The organism is Sphingobacterium sp. ML3W (genome assembly GCF_029542085.1).
Lineage (GTDB): Bacteria > Bacteroidota > Bacteroidia > Sphingobacteriales > Sphingobacteriaceae > Sphingobacterium.
Genome location: NZ_CP107036.1, coordinates 2808202 through 2823358, shown reverse-complemented (window position 1 = coordinate 2823358; position 15157 = coordinate 2808202). Strand labels below are relative to the sequence as shown.

General features: G+C 40.3%; 13 protein-coding genes. 3 read left to right on the top strand and 10 right to left on the bottom strand.

Annotation, left to right across the window (positions count from 1 at the left end; translation table 11 throughout):
* Window positions 1–114 precede the first annotated feature (114 nt).
* From arsB to OGI71_RS12100, 4 genes are all read right to left on the bottom strand, one after another.
* On the bottom strand, window positions 115–1161 hold the full coding sequence (arsB, locus tag OGI71_RS12115; RefSeq protein WP_282255722.1) for an ACR3 family arsenite efflux transporter: 1047 nt from the start codon (window positions 1159–1161) through the stop codon (window positions 115–117).
* 3 nt (window positions 1162–1164) lie between these two features.
* The gene (locus tag OGI71_RS12110; protein WP_282255721.1) at window positions 1165–1779 is read right to left on the bottom strand and encodes a protein-tyrosine-phosphatase; all 615 of its coding nucleotides are present in this window, start codon (window positions 1777–1779) and stop codon (window positions 1165–1167) included.
* Window positions 1780–1801: 22 nt separating this feature from the next.
* Complete coding sequence (locus tag OGI71_RS12105) at window positions 1802–2275, bottom strand: DUF6428 family protein (RefSeq protein WP_282255720.1); 474 nt, start codon at window positions 2273–2275, stop codon at window positions 1802–1804.
* Window positions 2276–2344: 69 nt separating this feature from the next.
* Entirely contained in the window at window positions 2345–2677 is a 333-nt protein-coding gene (locus tag OGI71_RS12100; protein WP_282255719.1) for a metalloregulator ArsR/SmtB family transcription factor, read from the bottom strand.
* Between the two features lie 443 nt (window positions 2678–3120).
* On the opposite strand from OGI71_RS12100, the gene OGI71_RS12095 reads away from it, so the two are divergent.
* Both OGI71_RS12095 and OGI71_RS12090 read left to right on the top strand, forming a co-directional pair.
* Window positions 3121–3528, top strand: coding sequence for a hypothetical protein (locus OGI71_RS12095; protein ID WP_282255718.1), 408 nt, complete (start codon window positions 3121–3123; stop codon window positions 3526–3528).
* Between the two features lie 46 nt (window positions 3529–3574).
* Window positions 3575–4522, top strand: a complete 948-nt coding sequence (locus tag OGI71_RS12090) for a hypothetical protein (protein ID WP_282255717.1) — start codon at window positions 3575–3577, stop codon at window positions 4520–4522.
* 299 nt (window positions 4523–4821) lie between these two features.
* On the opposite strand, the gene OGI71_RS12085 is transcribed toward OGI71_RS12090, so the two are convergent.
* Window positions 4822–6057 (bottom strand): hypothetical protein, encoded by a 1236-nt coding sequence (locus OGI71_RS12085; protein WP_282255716.1) that lies wholly within the window; start codon window positions 6055–6057, stop codon window positions 4822–4824.
* A 269-nt stretch (window positions 6058–6326) separates the two neighbouring features.
* Between OGI71_RS12085 and OGI71_RS12080 the strand changes: the two genes are divergently transcribed.
* Window positions 6327–7238 carry a DUF6268 family outer membrane beta-barrel protein gene (locus tag OGI71_RS12080; RefSeq protein WP_282255714.1) on the top strand — a complete coding sequence of 304 codons (912 nt, stop codon included), beginning with the start codon at window positions 6327–6329 and terminating at the stop codon, window positions 7236–7238.
* On the opposite strand, the gene OGI71_RS12075 is transcribed toward OGI71_RS12080, so the two are convergent.
* The 5 genes from OGI71_RS12075 to OGI71_RS12055 form a co-directional block, all read right to left on the bottom strand.
* A complete protein-coding gene (locus tag OGI71_RS12075; protein ID WP_282255713.1) occupies window positions 7235–7963 on the bottom strand; it encodes a LytTR family DNA-binding domain-containing protein in 729 nt (242 codons plus the stop codon). The genes OGI71_RS12080 and OGI71_RS12075 overlap by 4 nt on opposite strands.
* Before the next feature lie 6 nt (window positions 7964–7969).
* Window positions 7970–9010 (bottom strand): histidine kinase, encoded by a 1041-nt coding sequence (locus OGI71_RS12070; RefSeq protein ID WP_282255712.1) that lies wholly within the window; start codon window positions 9008–9010, stop codon window positions 7970–7972.
* 85 nt (window positions 9011–9095) lie between these two features.
* Complete coding sequence (locus OGI71_RS12065) at window positions 9096–9692, bottom strand: porin family protein (protein ID WP_282255711.1); 597 nt, start codon at window positions 9690–9692, stop codon at window positions 9096–9098.
* 111 nt (window positions 9693–9803) lie between these two features.
* Window positions 9804–12161 (bottom strand): ABC transporter permease, encoded by a 2358-nt coding sequence (locus OGI71_RS12060; protein WP_282255710.1) that lies wholly within the window; start codon window positions 12159–12161, stop codon window positions 9804–9806.
* Window positions 12162–12309: 148 nt separating this feature from the next.
* Window positions 12310–14781: a mechanosensitive ion channel domain-containing protein gene (locus OGI71_RS12055; protein ID WP_282255709.1), complete on the bottom strand. Its 2472-nt coding sequence runs from the start codon at window positions 14779–14781 to the stop codon at window positions 12310–12312.
* Between the last annotated feature and the right edge of the window lie 376 nt (window positions 14782–15157).

The window sequence follows — 15157 nt, the reverse complement described above, 5'->3', positions numbered from 1 at the left end:
CTTTTGATTTCTAGAGTGTAAGGGGGCGGCTGAATGGATAGATAAGAAGGGGAATATCCTAAACAAAAAAGCCATGTCAAAAAACATGGCCTCGGATTTCTTATAAGTCTATACTTAAGCAGAAAGCTCTTTTACAAAGTATTTTTTTCGGAACCAAAATGCAAGGTTGACCAGTGCTATCAGTGCGGGTACCTCGACCAGTGGGCCAATCACTCCGACAAAAGCCTGCCCGCTATTGATGCCGAATACGCCAATTGCGACCGCAATGGCCAATTCGAAATTATTGCCTGCAGCCGTAAAAGCAATGGCTGTACTTTGTGAGTAATCGGCACCGACTCGTTTGCCAGCAAAAAAACTGATCATGAACATCAGCGCAAAATAGATCACCAAAGGGACCGCTATACGTAATACATCCATAGGCAACTGTAAGATCATTTCGCCTTTGAGACTGAACATCACTACAATGGTAAAGAGCAACGCTATCAAAGTAATCGGAGAGATCAAGGGTATAAAACGGTTCTGAAACCAATTTTCACTTTTTAAGGCGATCAGTCCATATCTGCTCAAAACTCCGGCGAGGAAGGGTATTCCTAGGTAAATAGCGACGCTTTTTGCAATTTCAGCAATGGAAATATTCACGGAAAGTCCTGTCACACCAAAAATTGGAGGTAATACAGTAATAAAAACGTAGGCATATAAACTATAGAGTAAGACCTGAAAGATACTGTTCAACGCAATTAATCCTGCTGCATACTCTCTATTACCATTTGCGAGTTCATTCCATACGACAACCATTGCAATACAGCGAGCAAGTCCGATTAGGATCAATCCGGCCATATATTCAGGATATCCGTTCAGAAATAAAAGTGCCAATACAAACATTAAAACCGGTCCTATGATCCAGTTGAGGACCAAAGAAGTGCCGAGAATTTTTAGGTTTCGGAAAACCTTTCCAACCTGCTCATAACGTACCTTGGCCAATGGTGGGTACATCATGAGAATCAGTCCGACAGCAAGCGGTATATTTGTTGTGCCACTGCTATAGCTATTGATCCATAGTGCAGACGCGGGGAAAAAATTGCCCAAAGAAATACCGAGAACCATTGCCAGGAATATCCATAAGGTGAGGTAACGGTCAAGAAATTTTAACTTCGATTGCATGGGTTAGATCTTAATATTTGAAAATACATAGCACATTTCGGCTGCAATTTCTAAACTACGTTCTGCATACACTGCTGTTTGTTCGGGTGTGCCATCTGAAATCTTGGGATCTTCAAAAGTAATCAGTATCCTTTTTTCGGCACCCGGAATAAAAGGGCATCCGCCATCTGCCTGCGAGCAGGTCATGATTGCAGCAAACCCAGAGATAGGGTTGAATGGGCTATCATATTTTTTTGAAAAGCCGATAACCGGCGGGTCGTTGTCGCCATATTTTATTGCATAGATTGGGTTGTCCGTATCAGCGATCTTAAAAACCTCAAATCCCTGCGAAATCAATGTTTCTGCGATTTTAGGAAATAATGCGGTCTCTTCCGTACCCCCTGAGTAGCAGTTGACCACTGGGGTATGATGGAAGGATGCCGCCACCTGCGCCCAAAGCTGAGATAAATGGCTTCTACGGGAATTGTGGGTACAGATAAAATTGAGGTTGACCGGCTGTCCGCGATCAACCTTGTCTTGAATAAATTGAATCAAGGGATTCAATGCCGATCTACGCTCCTCAGACAGGTGTTGTCTGCTGGTAATCGTGCTGATTATTTCTTTTATTTTTTGATACATTGCTGCGGTGAATTTTAAGTGATTAACAACAGCCTGAGCCTGGCGTACAGCAAGAGGATCCGCTAACTGGCAACGCAGAAAGATTTATTTTCAGCTTTTCGGATGGTATGCCGCAAGCGTCCTGGGCAAGGCAGGCTGTGGTCTTGTTTTTCAGGATAAAGGTCTTACCATTAAAGTCAAGATCGTATTTGCCGATCGTACCGCTCTGGTATTCCACTTCAATTTCCCCATCTTCGATACCCAATTTATCTTCAGATAAATTGATGATATGTAATAGTTTGCCTGGTTTTAGACGGTGCTCATAATCATCCGCATTCCAGAGCTGGAAGTTGACCACTTTCTCCTGACGGATAACACCACCACAGTCAATGAAATTTTTTGTGATCTGACCTACTTCGGTGACATGGAAGTGTTCAGGAACAAATGTGCCATTTTCCAGCTGAAAGTCAACATGATCCAATGTTGCTAAAATTTCTTTGATTTCTGATAATTTCATAAAGGATTGATTTTATTATTTATTAAAAACTATATATTGCAATATTACGATAGATATTCTTAAAAAAAGTTACTTACAGCAACTTGAAATGTTTACGTCCTGATTGAAAAATGCGTTGAACTCCTGTTGTATTTGTTTCCAGACTGTTTCATTAATGCAGTAGCAAACAGATTTTCCCTCGATTGTCCCCTGTATTATTCCTGTATTTTTTAATTCCTTAAGGTGTTGGGAAATGGTTGCTTGGGCAAGTCCCAGTTCATCAACCAGATCATTGCAGATGCATGCTTTCTTGTCAATGATATATTGAAGGATAGCTATACGTGCGGGGTGTCCTAAAACCTTAAATGCTGTTGCCAGTTTATTCTGTTCATCAGCGAAAATTTCTGTCTTTGTAAGTCCCATGTTGTTTAATATTATATTGCAATATTACGATGATAATTTTAAATAAACAAATAGAACTTGTTCCATTTGTTTATTTTAGAAAATCTTATACCTCGTTTGCTTCCTCAAGGTGGCTGTCAGTGCTGTATCTTTCGCTTTTTTAAATTGATAAAAAGTGCGGAACTATGTATTGTCCGTTTTTTGATCATGGTAAATTTTTGCTATCACGCAAAATTTGTTGTATCTTTTTTGTACGTAAATGTATGGAATGGGGTTTGGTATGATTGATATTCGATAATTTGCTTTGTACACTTTTTGGCAAAAAATTTGTTAAGGGGTACTTTGATTAGAGCGCCAAAATGGTGTTATACGATAAAATTATACATAAACCGAAATCCGCTTGAGGATTGATCTTATGCTGAAAATGCCTGCATAAACAAATTTAAATTAGCCATTAACGATAGATGAGACTTATTTTATTGATCATATTCATCCTCTTCATGGGGCATTCAGGTGCGCAGACCATGGAAATACCTAATCGTATAAAATCTGCTTTTACCGGTAACTGGGAGTATAAGACCAAGTTTCAAACCAATACAGTGATCATAAAATTTGAGCTGGGCAAGGATTATGCAAGTTTTAAAGACATTGGCAGCGGTGAAGCTCCTCCAAGGACTTTTCGGGCCCAAGTAAAAGGAGAGGTCTTGTTTATACCAGCCAAGCAGGGGCTTAATGACGAGTTGGAAATGGAAGTAATAAAAGGTAAATTGAATTTAAGGGCAAAACAGATCATCTGGGACGAAATGGGAAATAGGATGAAAACCGGAACTGTCGAAACAAGAATTTTTAAGCGTACTGCCAAAGATAAATAAAGATCCGCAGGGAAATAGAGACTCTCTCCGAAACTAAATAAATGATATGTCAAGAATAGTAGTCTTTTTCGCACTAGTCCTTTTCTCATGCCAGGGACAGTCTACCAACAAGGCACAGCAGAAAACCGATACTGTTGATGCAAAAATTATCGTTCCGAAAAATAATGCTATTTCTTGCGAGCAACTTGTAAAAAAGTTGGTTAAGTCAAGTAATGCAGTCGCATTTAGTCAATTTGGCGATACGCTTGTTCATGCCCAAGTAGCTTACCTCGGCCCTGAAAAGCTGACGATCAAGTTGTATGTCATTAATGATATTTCGGAAACCCCTTCAGAAAAAAGATTGGTAGAACATGCCGTGGGCTGGTTGGAATTTCATCAGAAAACCGGACAACTTTTGGATATAACAAACGACCCTGATCATCCCGTAACCTTGCGGTATGATAAGCGTATTGCGCAAGAACATGATCTTTCCAAGTTATGCCGTTCCTCAGCAATGGTTTTCAAGCCGGGCAGTGGATATGCATTAAGAGATGTGATGTTGGTCAAGGATATCAAGTTTAACGGTAAGCTGGGTAGGTTTTTTACCCGAAATGAATTTGAAAAAGTTTTCGGACGGCCCGATAGTATTCAATTGCTGAAGGATGAAGCCCCCTGTGTCACTATTTTTGATACTGAAGCTCCAGATGACAAATACCTGTACAAAAATGGTTCACGTTTTGAAACCAGCGGCGATAGTGTCGCAGTAGAAGAATTCTGGTTTTTAAATGGGAATTTTATGAGCTACAATGGGATCCGGATAGATGCCAGCACGACGATAGAAGACATACAACAGCTTTTCCCTACAGCTGTCAATGAACGACAGGGGATGGATAAAGCAGGAAAATTGTGGGTAATCAGATTGCGTGAAGACAATGAAGGGATTGTGGATGGCCATATCAGAATGTACTTTAAAGACGGTAAAGCGCAATCTATACATTGGTGGTCTCCCTGTTAAAACTGAGCAGTAGCTCCGTGGAATAAAAAAGAGATGCTGAATGGATAGCATGGGTATATCAAGTGGGCCTTTATATTATTCCGACCAACACGACTCGTGTGGTCTACTATGACGACATCCGAATTGTTACTTTGAATGAATACATTAGGAAGAAACTTAGAAGTCGCTAATAGTGATCTATTGACTCTACATAGGGATTGATCCCGCTTTTAGGATATACTAAGGAAATAAAAATCTAAAAGCTATCGATATCCACGAAGCAGGTCTTTCAGCGGTAGGGAAACCGCTGAAAGAACTTGCTATTCGCTGCTTTTTGTGAGCTTTTTATTTTCCTTATCAAATACATATTCAACCTGTCTCTCATCAGCATCAGTCAGGCCCCAAAATAGTCCTTCGGTTCCCCATTGTGCTTTAAGTTCTAGAAATTTTGGCTCAATGATCCAGTTTCCGTCCAAACCAATAAGACCGTACAGCTCGGATTTTTTATCCTGTGCAATAACACAGGAGCATGCTTCGTAAAAGTCTTCATGCCGCAGGTCCGATTGATCTGCGGAATTCCGTTCATACACTTGTTTGACAACTTTTGCATTATCCCAAAATGCGATAGATGCTTTTTTAAAATCAGATACGAAATATTGCGTCAGAAATAAGGAATCAGTCATCTCATCCAGGTCGGCATTCAATTTTTCAGATGAGTACTTCTGATGGATCTCTGCACAAGTGATTTCATCTTTGTCCAAAAGGGTTTTCGCCTGTTTCATGTTTGCAACAAGAACACGTAAATCTTCTTTTTTGTAGGCGTTTCGTTGTTCAGCTGCTACTGTTGTCAATTGGCGTCCTGTTTCATCTGTAGCCAAAATTTGTACAAGATGCCGCATGGGCTCAGATGTTCTAATGCGTACATAACCATTGCCACAATGTATCACTTCAATGATACCGGCCGAAGTCGCTATACGCTGTCCTGTACCAGTAATTTCATAGTTAATTTCTTTATTCAGATGGGTTTCCATACTGTAGTCGAAACTCTTAATGGGTTTTATTCCCTGGAGGATCAGGGTCTGGTCGCCTAACTGCTCTGAAACGATTTTGTCAACAATCTTAATTTCTTTATCCTGGACTGATCCGTCCAGAAAGTAGATTTTTTTCAACTTAAATATCGCCTGATCAATATTATTGATAAAATCCATTGTAAAAGGATAATCATTGTCTAATGTATGAGCAATATTAAATCTGTCGAATTTTAATTTAATGTATGTATTTGGATAGATATATTCCGTTAGGGGCGGATATCCCTTGCGAAAATGATAGCTTTCGTCAAATTTGGTCTTATTTTCTTTTTTATATGGTTGATTGCTGAAAACAGCCTGCATTTCTTTGAAATCTGAGGCGACATGTTTATCGTTATTCAAAAGATGTTCAAGCAAAGCGAGGTTATCATCCAGCATATCCTGACATTGCTGTCTGGATTGTCCGTTGGAACAGCTGTTGTTGGTGATCAACAAAATGGTGAAAACAATCTTAAATATTTTGCTCATTTTTTATCTGTTAAATGTTCTTACAGTTTATCCTTCAGAAACAGATGGCTATCAATTCCAGCTGGATAGGGCTGTTGACCACTAAATTATTAATTTGATAAAGAAGAAAATAGAATTATTTACAATCCGTGGAAAGCCTTTTATGATCCGAAAAAGCTTCTACAGTTTTTTTGAGATCGCAATAGCTTTGCATTTGGTCAATGGAAAGCAGCGGTACGTCAAAATGTTTACTGCTTTCGAGAACCAAGGGCTTCCTTTGCAGAAAAAACATGAAGAAACAAGTTTTATGTGCCATCTTGTTCAGCAGCTTAGCGACGCTGACAGCACATGCCCAAAATGCTGTATCTGGACAGGTTATTGCCGATTATGTTCCGCTGTCAAACTATATCCGACCAGAAGACAGTGTAAAGACTGGCTCTAAAAGTGATTTTAAAAGGATACAATTCAATCTTGAAATACCTTTGTCGACTAAAGTTGATTCTTTGGGCAATATCAAACGCTGGTCATGGAAAATGGGGGCTGCCTACGCAAAGATGCAAAACCGCGATTATGAACAGCAGCTTTTTCCGACTGAAATGTTGAATGCCGAAATCGGATTGCAATACTTGACTTCTTTAAAGAAAAACTGGTCTCTACTGACTTTTGCTTCGGTCGGTATCTATTCGGATCTGGTCAAAGTCAATGGTAAAGATGTGCTGGGGCAGGGGGGAGTTCTTTTCATCAAACGGTTTAAACCGAATCTTGCCTTCGGCTTCGGGCCAGTATTGAGCAATAGTTTTGGTGTGCCCATGGTCCTGCCGGGACTGTATTTTGACTGGAAGACCAATGGCAAGGTCAAGTTCAATGTGAATTTCCCGCAGGGGCTTGCCGCTGCTTATCAGGTCAACAAGTTCATGGATCTCCGTGCGGTAGTCAATCTGGATGGTATGACGGCTGAACGGGAAAAGAACGGGAAGTCTACACTCGGTGGATTTATGTTGTTAACCGCAGGTCTTCAGCCCCAATTCAACCTCGGTAAGAATCTTAAATTGCAACTAACGGGGGGAAGTACACTCGCCCGGATGTATGTTGAAAACGATAGGTCCTTAAAGAGTTTCTTTAAGGATAAGAAGCAGGCCGATCCCCGATTTTCACCGACCTTCTATACTTCGATAGGATTTAAATGGAATATGCCCTATTAACGACTCAGGAGCTTCTTAAAAACTACGTTTTGGAGAAGCTCCTCTCTTTTTGTGCGGGAGATGGGCAATTCCTGTTCCCTAATGTATACTCTTCCACCCGAGATGATATCGATATGATTGACATTGACCAGATAGGATTTGTGGATACGGAAAAAATGGCTACCCGGTAAAGCTTCTTCCAATGCAAGCATGGTCTGATGGATGGTGAGGGTCCGTTCTTTAAAATGGAGCTTGGTATAATTCTGCATGCTTTCGGCATAAAGGATATCTGTCCAGGAGATTTTGACGAATGCATCACCCTGTCGGACAAAAAGCATTGTATCATTGGCAACGGGTTCCTGTGTCGATTTATTGCGTTTTACAAATTGCTGAAAGGCTTTTGTTGCTGCCTGAAAAAAACGCTGGAATACAATAGGTTTCAGGAGATAATCCACCGCCTGAAGACGGAATCCTTCCAGGGCATACTCCGAATAGGCTGTAATGAATATACACAGGGGAGGATTTTCGAGTGATTCCAAAAAATCAATACCATTGAGATAAGGCATATTGATATCCAAAAAGATAAGGTCAATATCGCCTTGTTGCAATCTGGAGGCTGCCGCTAGGGCTGAAGGAAAAGTTGCGACGAGTTCGAGAAAATCAACCTGTTCGGTCATCTCAGCAATATGCTGCCGTAGCAGGGGTTCATCGTCCACGATGATACATTTCATCTTTGTTTGTTCCATAGTCGTTTAGCAGTTAAGATTGATTGTTAGGTCGACGCAAAAACTGTCGTCTTGTTTGTCAATGGTTAAGGTGTACTGATTTTCATACTGCAGCTCCAACCTCTTTTTGACATTTTCCAGCCCAATGCCAGAGTGTCTTGTTGATGTCTGCAGGGGATAGGGATGATAACTATTTCTGATATGAAATTGGAAATAACCGTCTTTTTCAGTGCTGCTGACGCTGATTTTGCCTTTTTGATTCGGAAGTCGATCCACATGTTTGAAGGCATTTTCCACAAAACATATGAGCATCAGCGGTGCAATATGTAGATCTTCTGTTGACTGTGACCAGGTGCATTCAACCTCCAGCTCATCTCCCCAGCGCATCTGTTCAATTGTGATAAAATTCTGTAAATACTGCAGCTCACGGCTCAGCAGTACAAATGGTTGGTTGCATTCGTAGAGTTGGTAGCGCAGTATATCTGAGAATTTTAATAGTAAAAAATCGGCCATATCCACATTCTTTTTCATTAGGATATGGATGTGGTTCAATACATTGAACATAAAGTGTGGATTGACCTGATCCTGTAAAATTTTGAGCTGGCTTTCCAGAAAGTTCTGCTGCAACTGGCTATGTTCCCGCTGAATATTGGCATGTTCCTGGTAAAATCGGATACCACAGGCCGTACCATTGATCAGTACGGAGGAGGGAATAGCTTTATAGCTCTGCACAAACAAAAGTGTTGCGCGACTCTCCTCCGACAGCGCCTGGCTATGGATAATAAAGTACGCATCTACCGCACCAATCAGCAGTGCCAAAATAAGAACGAAAAAGATGGCTTTGAAAACAAAGGGTTTCATTTTTTGTGTCTTAATGGCTTTGGGTAAGATACTGTCACTTAGGAGTTGCGAGATGCTAATGGAACAGATCATGACCGATGAACTATGGATCAGCGCGCTGATGGCGTCCATATCCTGCTTCACTTGTATCCAGACGGCAAACCAGAGGACAAGCCAGAAGAGCGTGAGAAACAGGTGCCGATGGAGGTAATTTTTTTTGGGAAACATGGGACAAAAATAGTCAAATATATCACAAAAACCTTTGAAGGCGAATACAGGATTGCCTTCAAAGGTTTTAGCGTTAAGGGTTGTATTAGAATATGAAGTAACCTACGCCAATGGAAAATGCCTGTGGCTTGGATTTAAAAGAATTAGACAAGTCTGAAAAACCACGCTCATAGCGGACATCGATACTGAATTTTTGGATGTCGACCCCAAGACCGCCTGTAAACTGTACATTGGACTTATCAAAATGTTTGACGCCTTCTTTGATAGCCTTCAAGGGGGATAGATTGTCATTCAGGGTATAGTTATATACTGCACCGGCAAATAGACGAAAGTTCATATCCTGCTGCTGGTATATTTTATAACCAACCATCACGGGAATATCGATTGCATTCCATTTGAGCTTGGATGTAGTCTGTCCCTGTGGTTTGAGCGCTGCTTTACGTTTGCTGAAAAGTGCCTCGCCCTGAATGTATGCTCTTCCGAGGTTGACACGTGCCATACCACCGACGTGGAGACCCATTGCATATTTGTCGTCCAGGTCTGCAAGCTCGGTGTTGAGCTTGTTGATACTGCTTCCACCTTTGATACCAATCTGAATAAGAGGTTGCTCTTGGGCAAATACCATTTTACTTAACATCATCGCGAAGAGTACAACGCATGATAAAATTGCTTTTCTGTTCATTTTTATTGTTTTGATATGTACAAAAAAACGAAGGCCAGCGGCGATACAGAAAAGTCTTTGACGAACGGTATACTCGCGGTGACGAAAGTAAAAACGGTGATGTCAACTCTGCTATTCGTCCTTCAGGCTCTTCACTGGATTGACCATGGCAGCTTTGATCGATTGATAGCTGACAGTTAACAGGGTGAGTACGAAGGTACCTGATCCTGCAATCAGAAAAATGTCCCAGGTAATCTGAATGCGATAGGTATAAGAACTGAGCATGTCGTCGGAAATATAATAGGCGATCGGAAATGCTATAAGGCATGATAACAACACCATGAGAAGAAATTCTTGCGAAAGCATCTTTGTGATCGAAATGATAGACGCGCCAAGAACTTTCCGGACTCCGATCTCTTTGGTTCTGGTCTCCGCCATATATGCTGTCAAACCGTATAATCCCAGGCATGAGATAAAAATTGTCAGTAGTGCAAAAAGGCTGGAAAGATTACCTAATTGATTGAAATCTTTAAATTTTTTTGCATAATTCGCATCAACAAAAGCGTACTCGAAGGGGTATTCGGGGTTATATTCCTTAAATATTTTCTCAATTCGAGCCAATGCATCCTGTGTTTCAATATGGTCATTGAGTCGAATATTGGTTATTGTAGTGCCTGCAAAAGCTCCTTGGATAACCAGCGGTGTGACGGGATTAAATGGTGATTCTTGAACAAAATCTTTGATGACACCGATGATATGCCAATCCCTTCCATCAACTATTGTCTTTCCGATCGGATCATCAAAATTAAATACCTTGGCAGCCGATTCGTTAATTATCATGGCGGAAGAATCCGTAGGAAATGTGGTCAGGTCAAAGTCGCGTCCGGCGATCAATTTCAATCCAGCCGTATTGACTAAATTATCGTCTACTCCAAATCGTGTAAACATCGTGTTGTTATCTTTTGGTTTACCATCCCAGTTCATGGAGTTGTTGCTCCAGTTTTCTGTTAAGGGGGATGAAGTTCGTGAAACATTTGAAGCAATACCGGAGGAAATTAAAGCATTTTTTATCAGCAATTTGTTTTTACCGATCTTTCCCTGATCTATAATATTGATCAATTTATCTTTGTTATAGCCAATTTCTCTATTCTGAGCATGTTTTATTTGTTTTTGAATGGCTATTGTTGTAACGATGAGGATAATGGCAATACAAAACTGGACAATGACCAGTACTTTCCTGGGATTGAAATTCCGCTGGGCGTGCAACAACTTGCCTTTTAATACTTTTACCGGTATAAAAGAGGATAGATAAAAGGCAGGATAACTGCCTGAAAGAATGCCAGTAAAGAGGACAAAGACTATAAAAACAGACCAAAAAGGGATATCTGTATAGGGCATAGCCAATGTTCTTGAAATTAAATGACCAAAGTAGGGCAGTGCCAGCATCGTTATCAGCAGCGCTAATATACCCGCGATACAGGCAATGAGAATGGATTCGATTAAGAACTGATAAATCAATAGACCTTTATTTGCACCCACTACTTTTCTTACGCCAACTTCTTTCGCTCTTTTTTCACTTTGTGCTGTACTTAAATTCATAAAATTGATACAGGCGATTATCAATATAAAGCAGGCAATAGCGATAAAGGATCGCACCATTCCGATTCTACCGGATGTCGGCTTACCCATTTCGGTGTAATTACTGTAAAGCCATTGATCCGCAATAGGCTCAATAAAATTCTCGGCTTTATTTTCAGTATGTTTTTGTAAGAAACCTTTTATATTTTTCTGAAACTGATCAATGTTAACATTTTGATCCAATTCAATATAGGTCTGAATGGAATTATTTCCCCAGTAATCATCTGAATACCCTATTTTTTCCATCAATGTCCATGGAACAAGATAAGTCGTCCCCTTCATAAAGGAATTGTCGGGTATGTCTTCAATGATTGCAGATACAGTGGAAATCTGTGTACTGTCCAATTTGATGGCTTGGTTCAGCGGGTCGGTCTGACCAAATAATCGATCTGCGATTGATTTGGTCAGAACAATCTGATTAGGTTTTTTCAGCGCTTCAACCGGATTTCCAGCTAGGACTTTATAGTCAAATATTTTCAGGAAAGTACTGTCAACAAAAACGCCCTGTTCTTTTGATAATTTAATTTCTCCTCGTGTTAATAAAAAACCGGTCCCCTTATTGACCCTGGCTACATTGTTTATTTCCGGAAAATCAGTTTTTAAGGCAGCAGCCATGGGTTTGGGGGTATAAAAATGTTTTACGGTCTCACCACCCCAAACATCTTTTATTCCTACAGCATATATCTGATCAGTTTTTGAATAAAACCTATCATAGGTAAATTCACTTCTTACCCAAAGCATGATCAAGATTGCTGCCGCCATTCCGATAGCTAAACCCACAATATTGATTGCTGTAAACCCTTTATTCTTCTGAAGATTACGAAAGGCTATTTTGAGATAATTTTTAAGCATATTGATCAGTTTAAGTTATTTCCACCAATTCGTCTGCCAATTTTTTAATTTACTGATATTTAGTGTTTTATTTTTTATTTAAGATTCTAAACTGTTCGATGTCGGACGTTTTTTGTACGGAAGCGTACATACACATCGCCTGTTGAAATTAATCAATCTGGTCGTTTGGCTGTTGCTTGTTTACGATCAGCTCTTGGGCCGGCAAAGCCAGTGCAATATTTTCTTGTCGAAATATATTGTTGATGGTTACCATGACATCACTTTTAATCTGACCTGTATCTTTGTTTGTCTTGACCCAGAAAAAGAGGTCTAGTGCAACAGATTGTGCGGAGACAGATGCGAACTGTACAATAGGTGCTGGGAAGCTAAGAATCTGCTCATTCTTTTCTGTAATTGCTAAGAGCAAACTTTTTACTTTTTCTAAATCGGTCCCATATTTGACTTCTATATGGCTGCTCAGGCGTTTGCGGGCTGTTCCCTGGCTCCAGTTGGTGACGCGCGAACCAAGTAGGTCTCCATTGGGTATAATTAGGTTTGCCCCCTCTGTGGTCATGATAACACTACTCCGAAATCCGATGGATTTGACACGACCGGATTGCCCACCAACCTCTATCATATCATCTACATTGACGGGTTTTTCAAAGGCGATAATTAAACCACTGACCAGATTATTGACAAGTGTCTGTAGACCAAAACCTATACCTACACCTAATGCTCCAATGATCAGGGTAATCTGCTGAATAGGAATACCTGCGGCAGCAAAAGCAAGAAAAAAGCCCGTGAAAATAATTGTAATACGAATCAGCAGTAACCAGCTTCCAATATGAAATTGTGATCCCTCACGTTCGTTGTGGTGAGGCTGTGGACCGGAAGCAAAAAAAGAGACAATCTTGGAAAGTATGGTTGCACAAGCCATGATCAGGACAAAAACCACAATGTTGATGACCGTGAAACTGTAGCTGCCCAACTTGTGCGTGTTGTAAAAGAAATCGTGTATAGGTTCTGACAACAACCTGAATTCGTAAAAATTGCGCCCAAATAGCACAAACCAGCCTAAAATAAGGATCAGGTAGAAAAATAAAGGTGCCCGTTTGCCAACACGGTCGTAGTTGATATAAAAGAGCTTTCTCTCTTGCTTTTTATAGATTGAGGAGGCATAAGTAAGTCCCTCATTAACCAGACGTAAGACCCATAGAAAGATAATTGTCACCACTACATTCAATAGGCCCGCAATCAGTAGTACTTTGGCAATATTAAAACTACCGGCGAGGTTAAGTCCAAGTGATAACAGTTCCATTACTGTCATCAATCCGATCGGAAACAGGATCCAGTGCTCCCGGAGTTCCGCATGACGAGATCTGTTTATTAACGAAAACAAACCGAGTAAAAGAGTCGATAATGCAATAAGTATCATACACCATCGTTCCGATCGTGAGGCTTGTAGAACCATATTATCTAGGACAGCTAAAATATATAAACCCAATAAGCCGAGCCAGATTGTCATCCAGTAACTGGAAATATGTTTACGAAGTATAATGCTAATGAGTATCGCCTGGGTAATGATAAAGATTGTTGAAAATACAAAAGGTGGATTGACAAACAGAAACTGTACAACACTCAGCGCAATGACCGTTCCTGAAATGAGAGGTTGCGCTAAGAGCATGGCTGATTCCGCTAGCATCTGTCCCTGATTTTTTAAACTATTTTTCAATGAAAATAGATAATAAACAGCCATTATCACTGCAGCGATTAAAAACAGAAGCCTCGCCCAGTTGCCCTTTAAATAGTAGATGAGTGCAAGCTTCGCCTTGATAACAGACAAATGGAGAATCTCTTGTATCGGCCTATTGTAAACGCTCTCTTCCCAGAGTGGTGCAAACTCCTTATCGAAGGTTTTTTCGGCAATCTGTTGTTGATAGTAGCGTATTTCCTCCGTATCATTTTCCAAAGCCATCAGTTCGAGATTCAGTTCATTCTGGAGTGTCTGGATAATACTGATATTTTTTGTAAGCTGCTTGCTCACTGGCGATATCTCTTTTGATAAAACGTGTAACCTGCCCAAGTATTGACTCAGTTGTACGGAATCTTCCGAAACGACAAAGAGGGATTTATCTGTTGTGATTGAGTCTATTTGTAAACGGTAATTGATCAATTGGTCCTGATAATTGTCTACCCGTTTTTTGTAGGTTGATACTTCGGTTGTGAGGGTATTTAGAATATTAAAAGTGGTTGTTAAATTTCTGGAAGAATGGGCAGATCCCTGGTTGTTGAATACGCCATCTTTTGACAGCTGATGCCACCGAATAATTTCCTTTAATTCTGTACGGACTGCTGCGGTATCAAATCCTTTTTTTAGAAAAGATCCGGCATGTCGTGATATCGTTTTTATCTGTTCGAAAACCTGATTTCGCCTTACTGATGCACGATCCTGTTCGAAGTCGATGACACTCTGCTTGGCGGACTTGCTGAAAAAATCCTGCATCCGCGATACATAATTGTCTTTCACTGAATCAGCTGGCACAGCTGCGCTTTGTACCGTAGCGGCAATGGATTTTGGCAATGGCTTAAGGCAGCACAAAATAATCAACGAAATGTATAATAATGCATACCTCCTTTTCATACTAGTAAATTGGGTTTCGATAGTGGTAAAAATAATAAAAAAACAGGAGATTTGATAGCCATCATTGAAGGAGAAATAGGCCAGATCATTAATAGTTCTGGTCACGATGGTTTTGGGCTTCAAGATATGATAAAACCATCCCACGGATTTGCTTTTCTGTTTATTTGACGAACGGCATACTCACAGTGACGAAAGCGAAGATGAGAATGAGATCAAAAATGATGTATTACTTTATTTGACTAGTGTAGAACACGCATTCGAAAAGTGATAGTTGGCCTATTTATATGCAGATTGGGAAGACTAAAACTGTCATACAATTATCGAATCCATGAGAACTAGATTTTGGTATTGTTATTTGATATCGAAGGGCATTAAT

What these genes read in the sequence shown, in the direction of transcription:
- arsB (WP_282255722.1), bottom strand. Translation starts at nt 1,161, where the DNA reads ATGCAATCGAAGTTAAAATTTCTTGACCGTTACCTCACCTTATGGATA.
- OGI71_RS12110 (WP_282255721.1), bottom strand. Translation starts at nt 1,779, where the DNA reads ATGTATCAAAAAATAAAAGAAATAATCAGCACGATTACCAGCAGACAA.
- OGI71_RS12105 (WP_282255720.1), bottom strand. Translation starts at nt 2,275, where the DNA reads ATGAAATTATCAGAAATCAAAGAAATTTTAGCAACATTGGATCATGTT.
- OGI71_RS12100 (WP_282255719.1), bottom strand. Translation starts at nt 2,677, where the DNA reads ATGGGACTTACAAAGACAGAAATTTTCGCTGATGAACAGAATAAACTG.
- OGI71_RS12095 (WP_282255718.1), top strand. Translation starts at nt 3,121, where the DNA reads ATGAGACTTATTTTATTGATCATATTCATCCTCTTCATGGGGCATTCA.
- OGI71_RS12090 (WP_282255717.1), top strand. Translation starts at nt 3,575, where the DNA reads ATGTCAAGAATAGTAGTCTTTTTCGCACTAGTCCTTTTCTCATGCCAG.
- OGI71_RS12085 (WP_282255716.1), bottom strand. Translation starts at nt 6,057, where the DNA reads ATGAGCAAAATATTTAAGATTGTTTTCACCATTTTGTTGATCACCAAC.
- OGI71_RS12080 (WP_282255714.1), top strand. Translation starts at nt 6,327, where the DNA reads ATGAAGAAACAAGTTTTATGTGCCATCTTGTTCAGCAGCTTAGCGACG.
- OGI71_RS12075 (WP_282255713.1), bottom strand. Translation starts at nt 7,963, where the DNA reads ATGGAACAAACAAAGATGAAATGTATCATCGTGGACGATGAACCCCTG.
- OGI71_RS12070 (WP_282255712.1), bottom strand. Translation starts at nt 9,010, where the DNA reads ATGTTTCCCAAAAAAAATTACCTCCATCGGCACCTGTTTCTCACGCTC.
- OGI71_RS12065 (WP_282255711.1), bottom strand. Translation starts at nt 9,692, where the DNA reads ATGAACAGAAAAGCAATTTTATCATGCGTTGTACTCTTCGCGATGATG.
- OGI71_RS12060 (WP_282255710.1), bottom strand. Translation starts at nt 12,161, where the DNA reads ATGCTTAAAAATTATCTCAAAATAGCCTTTCGTAATCTTCAGAAGAAT.
- OGI71_RS12055 (WP_282255709.1), bottom strand. Translation starts at nt 14,781, where the DNA reads ATGAAAAGGAGGTATGCATTATTATACATTTCGTTGATTATTTTGTGC.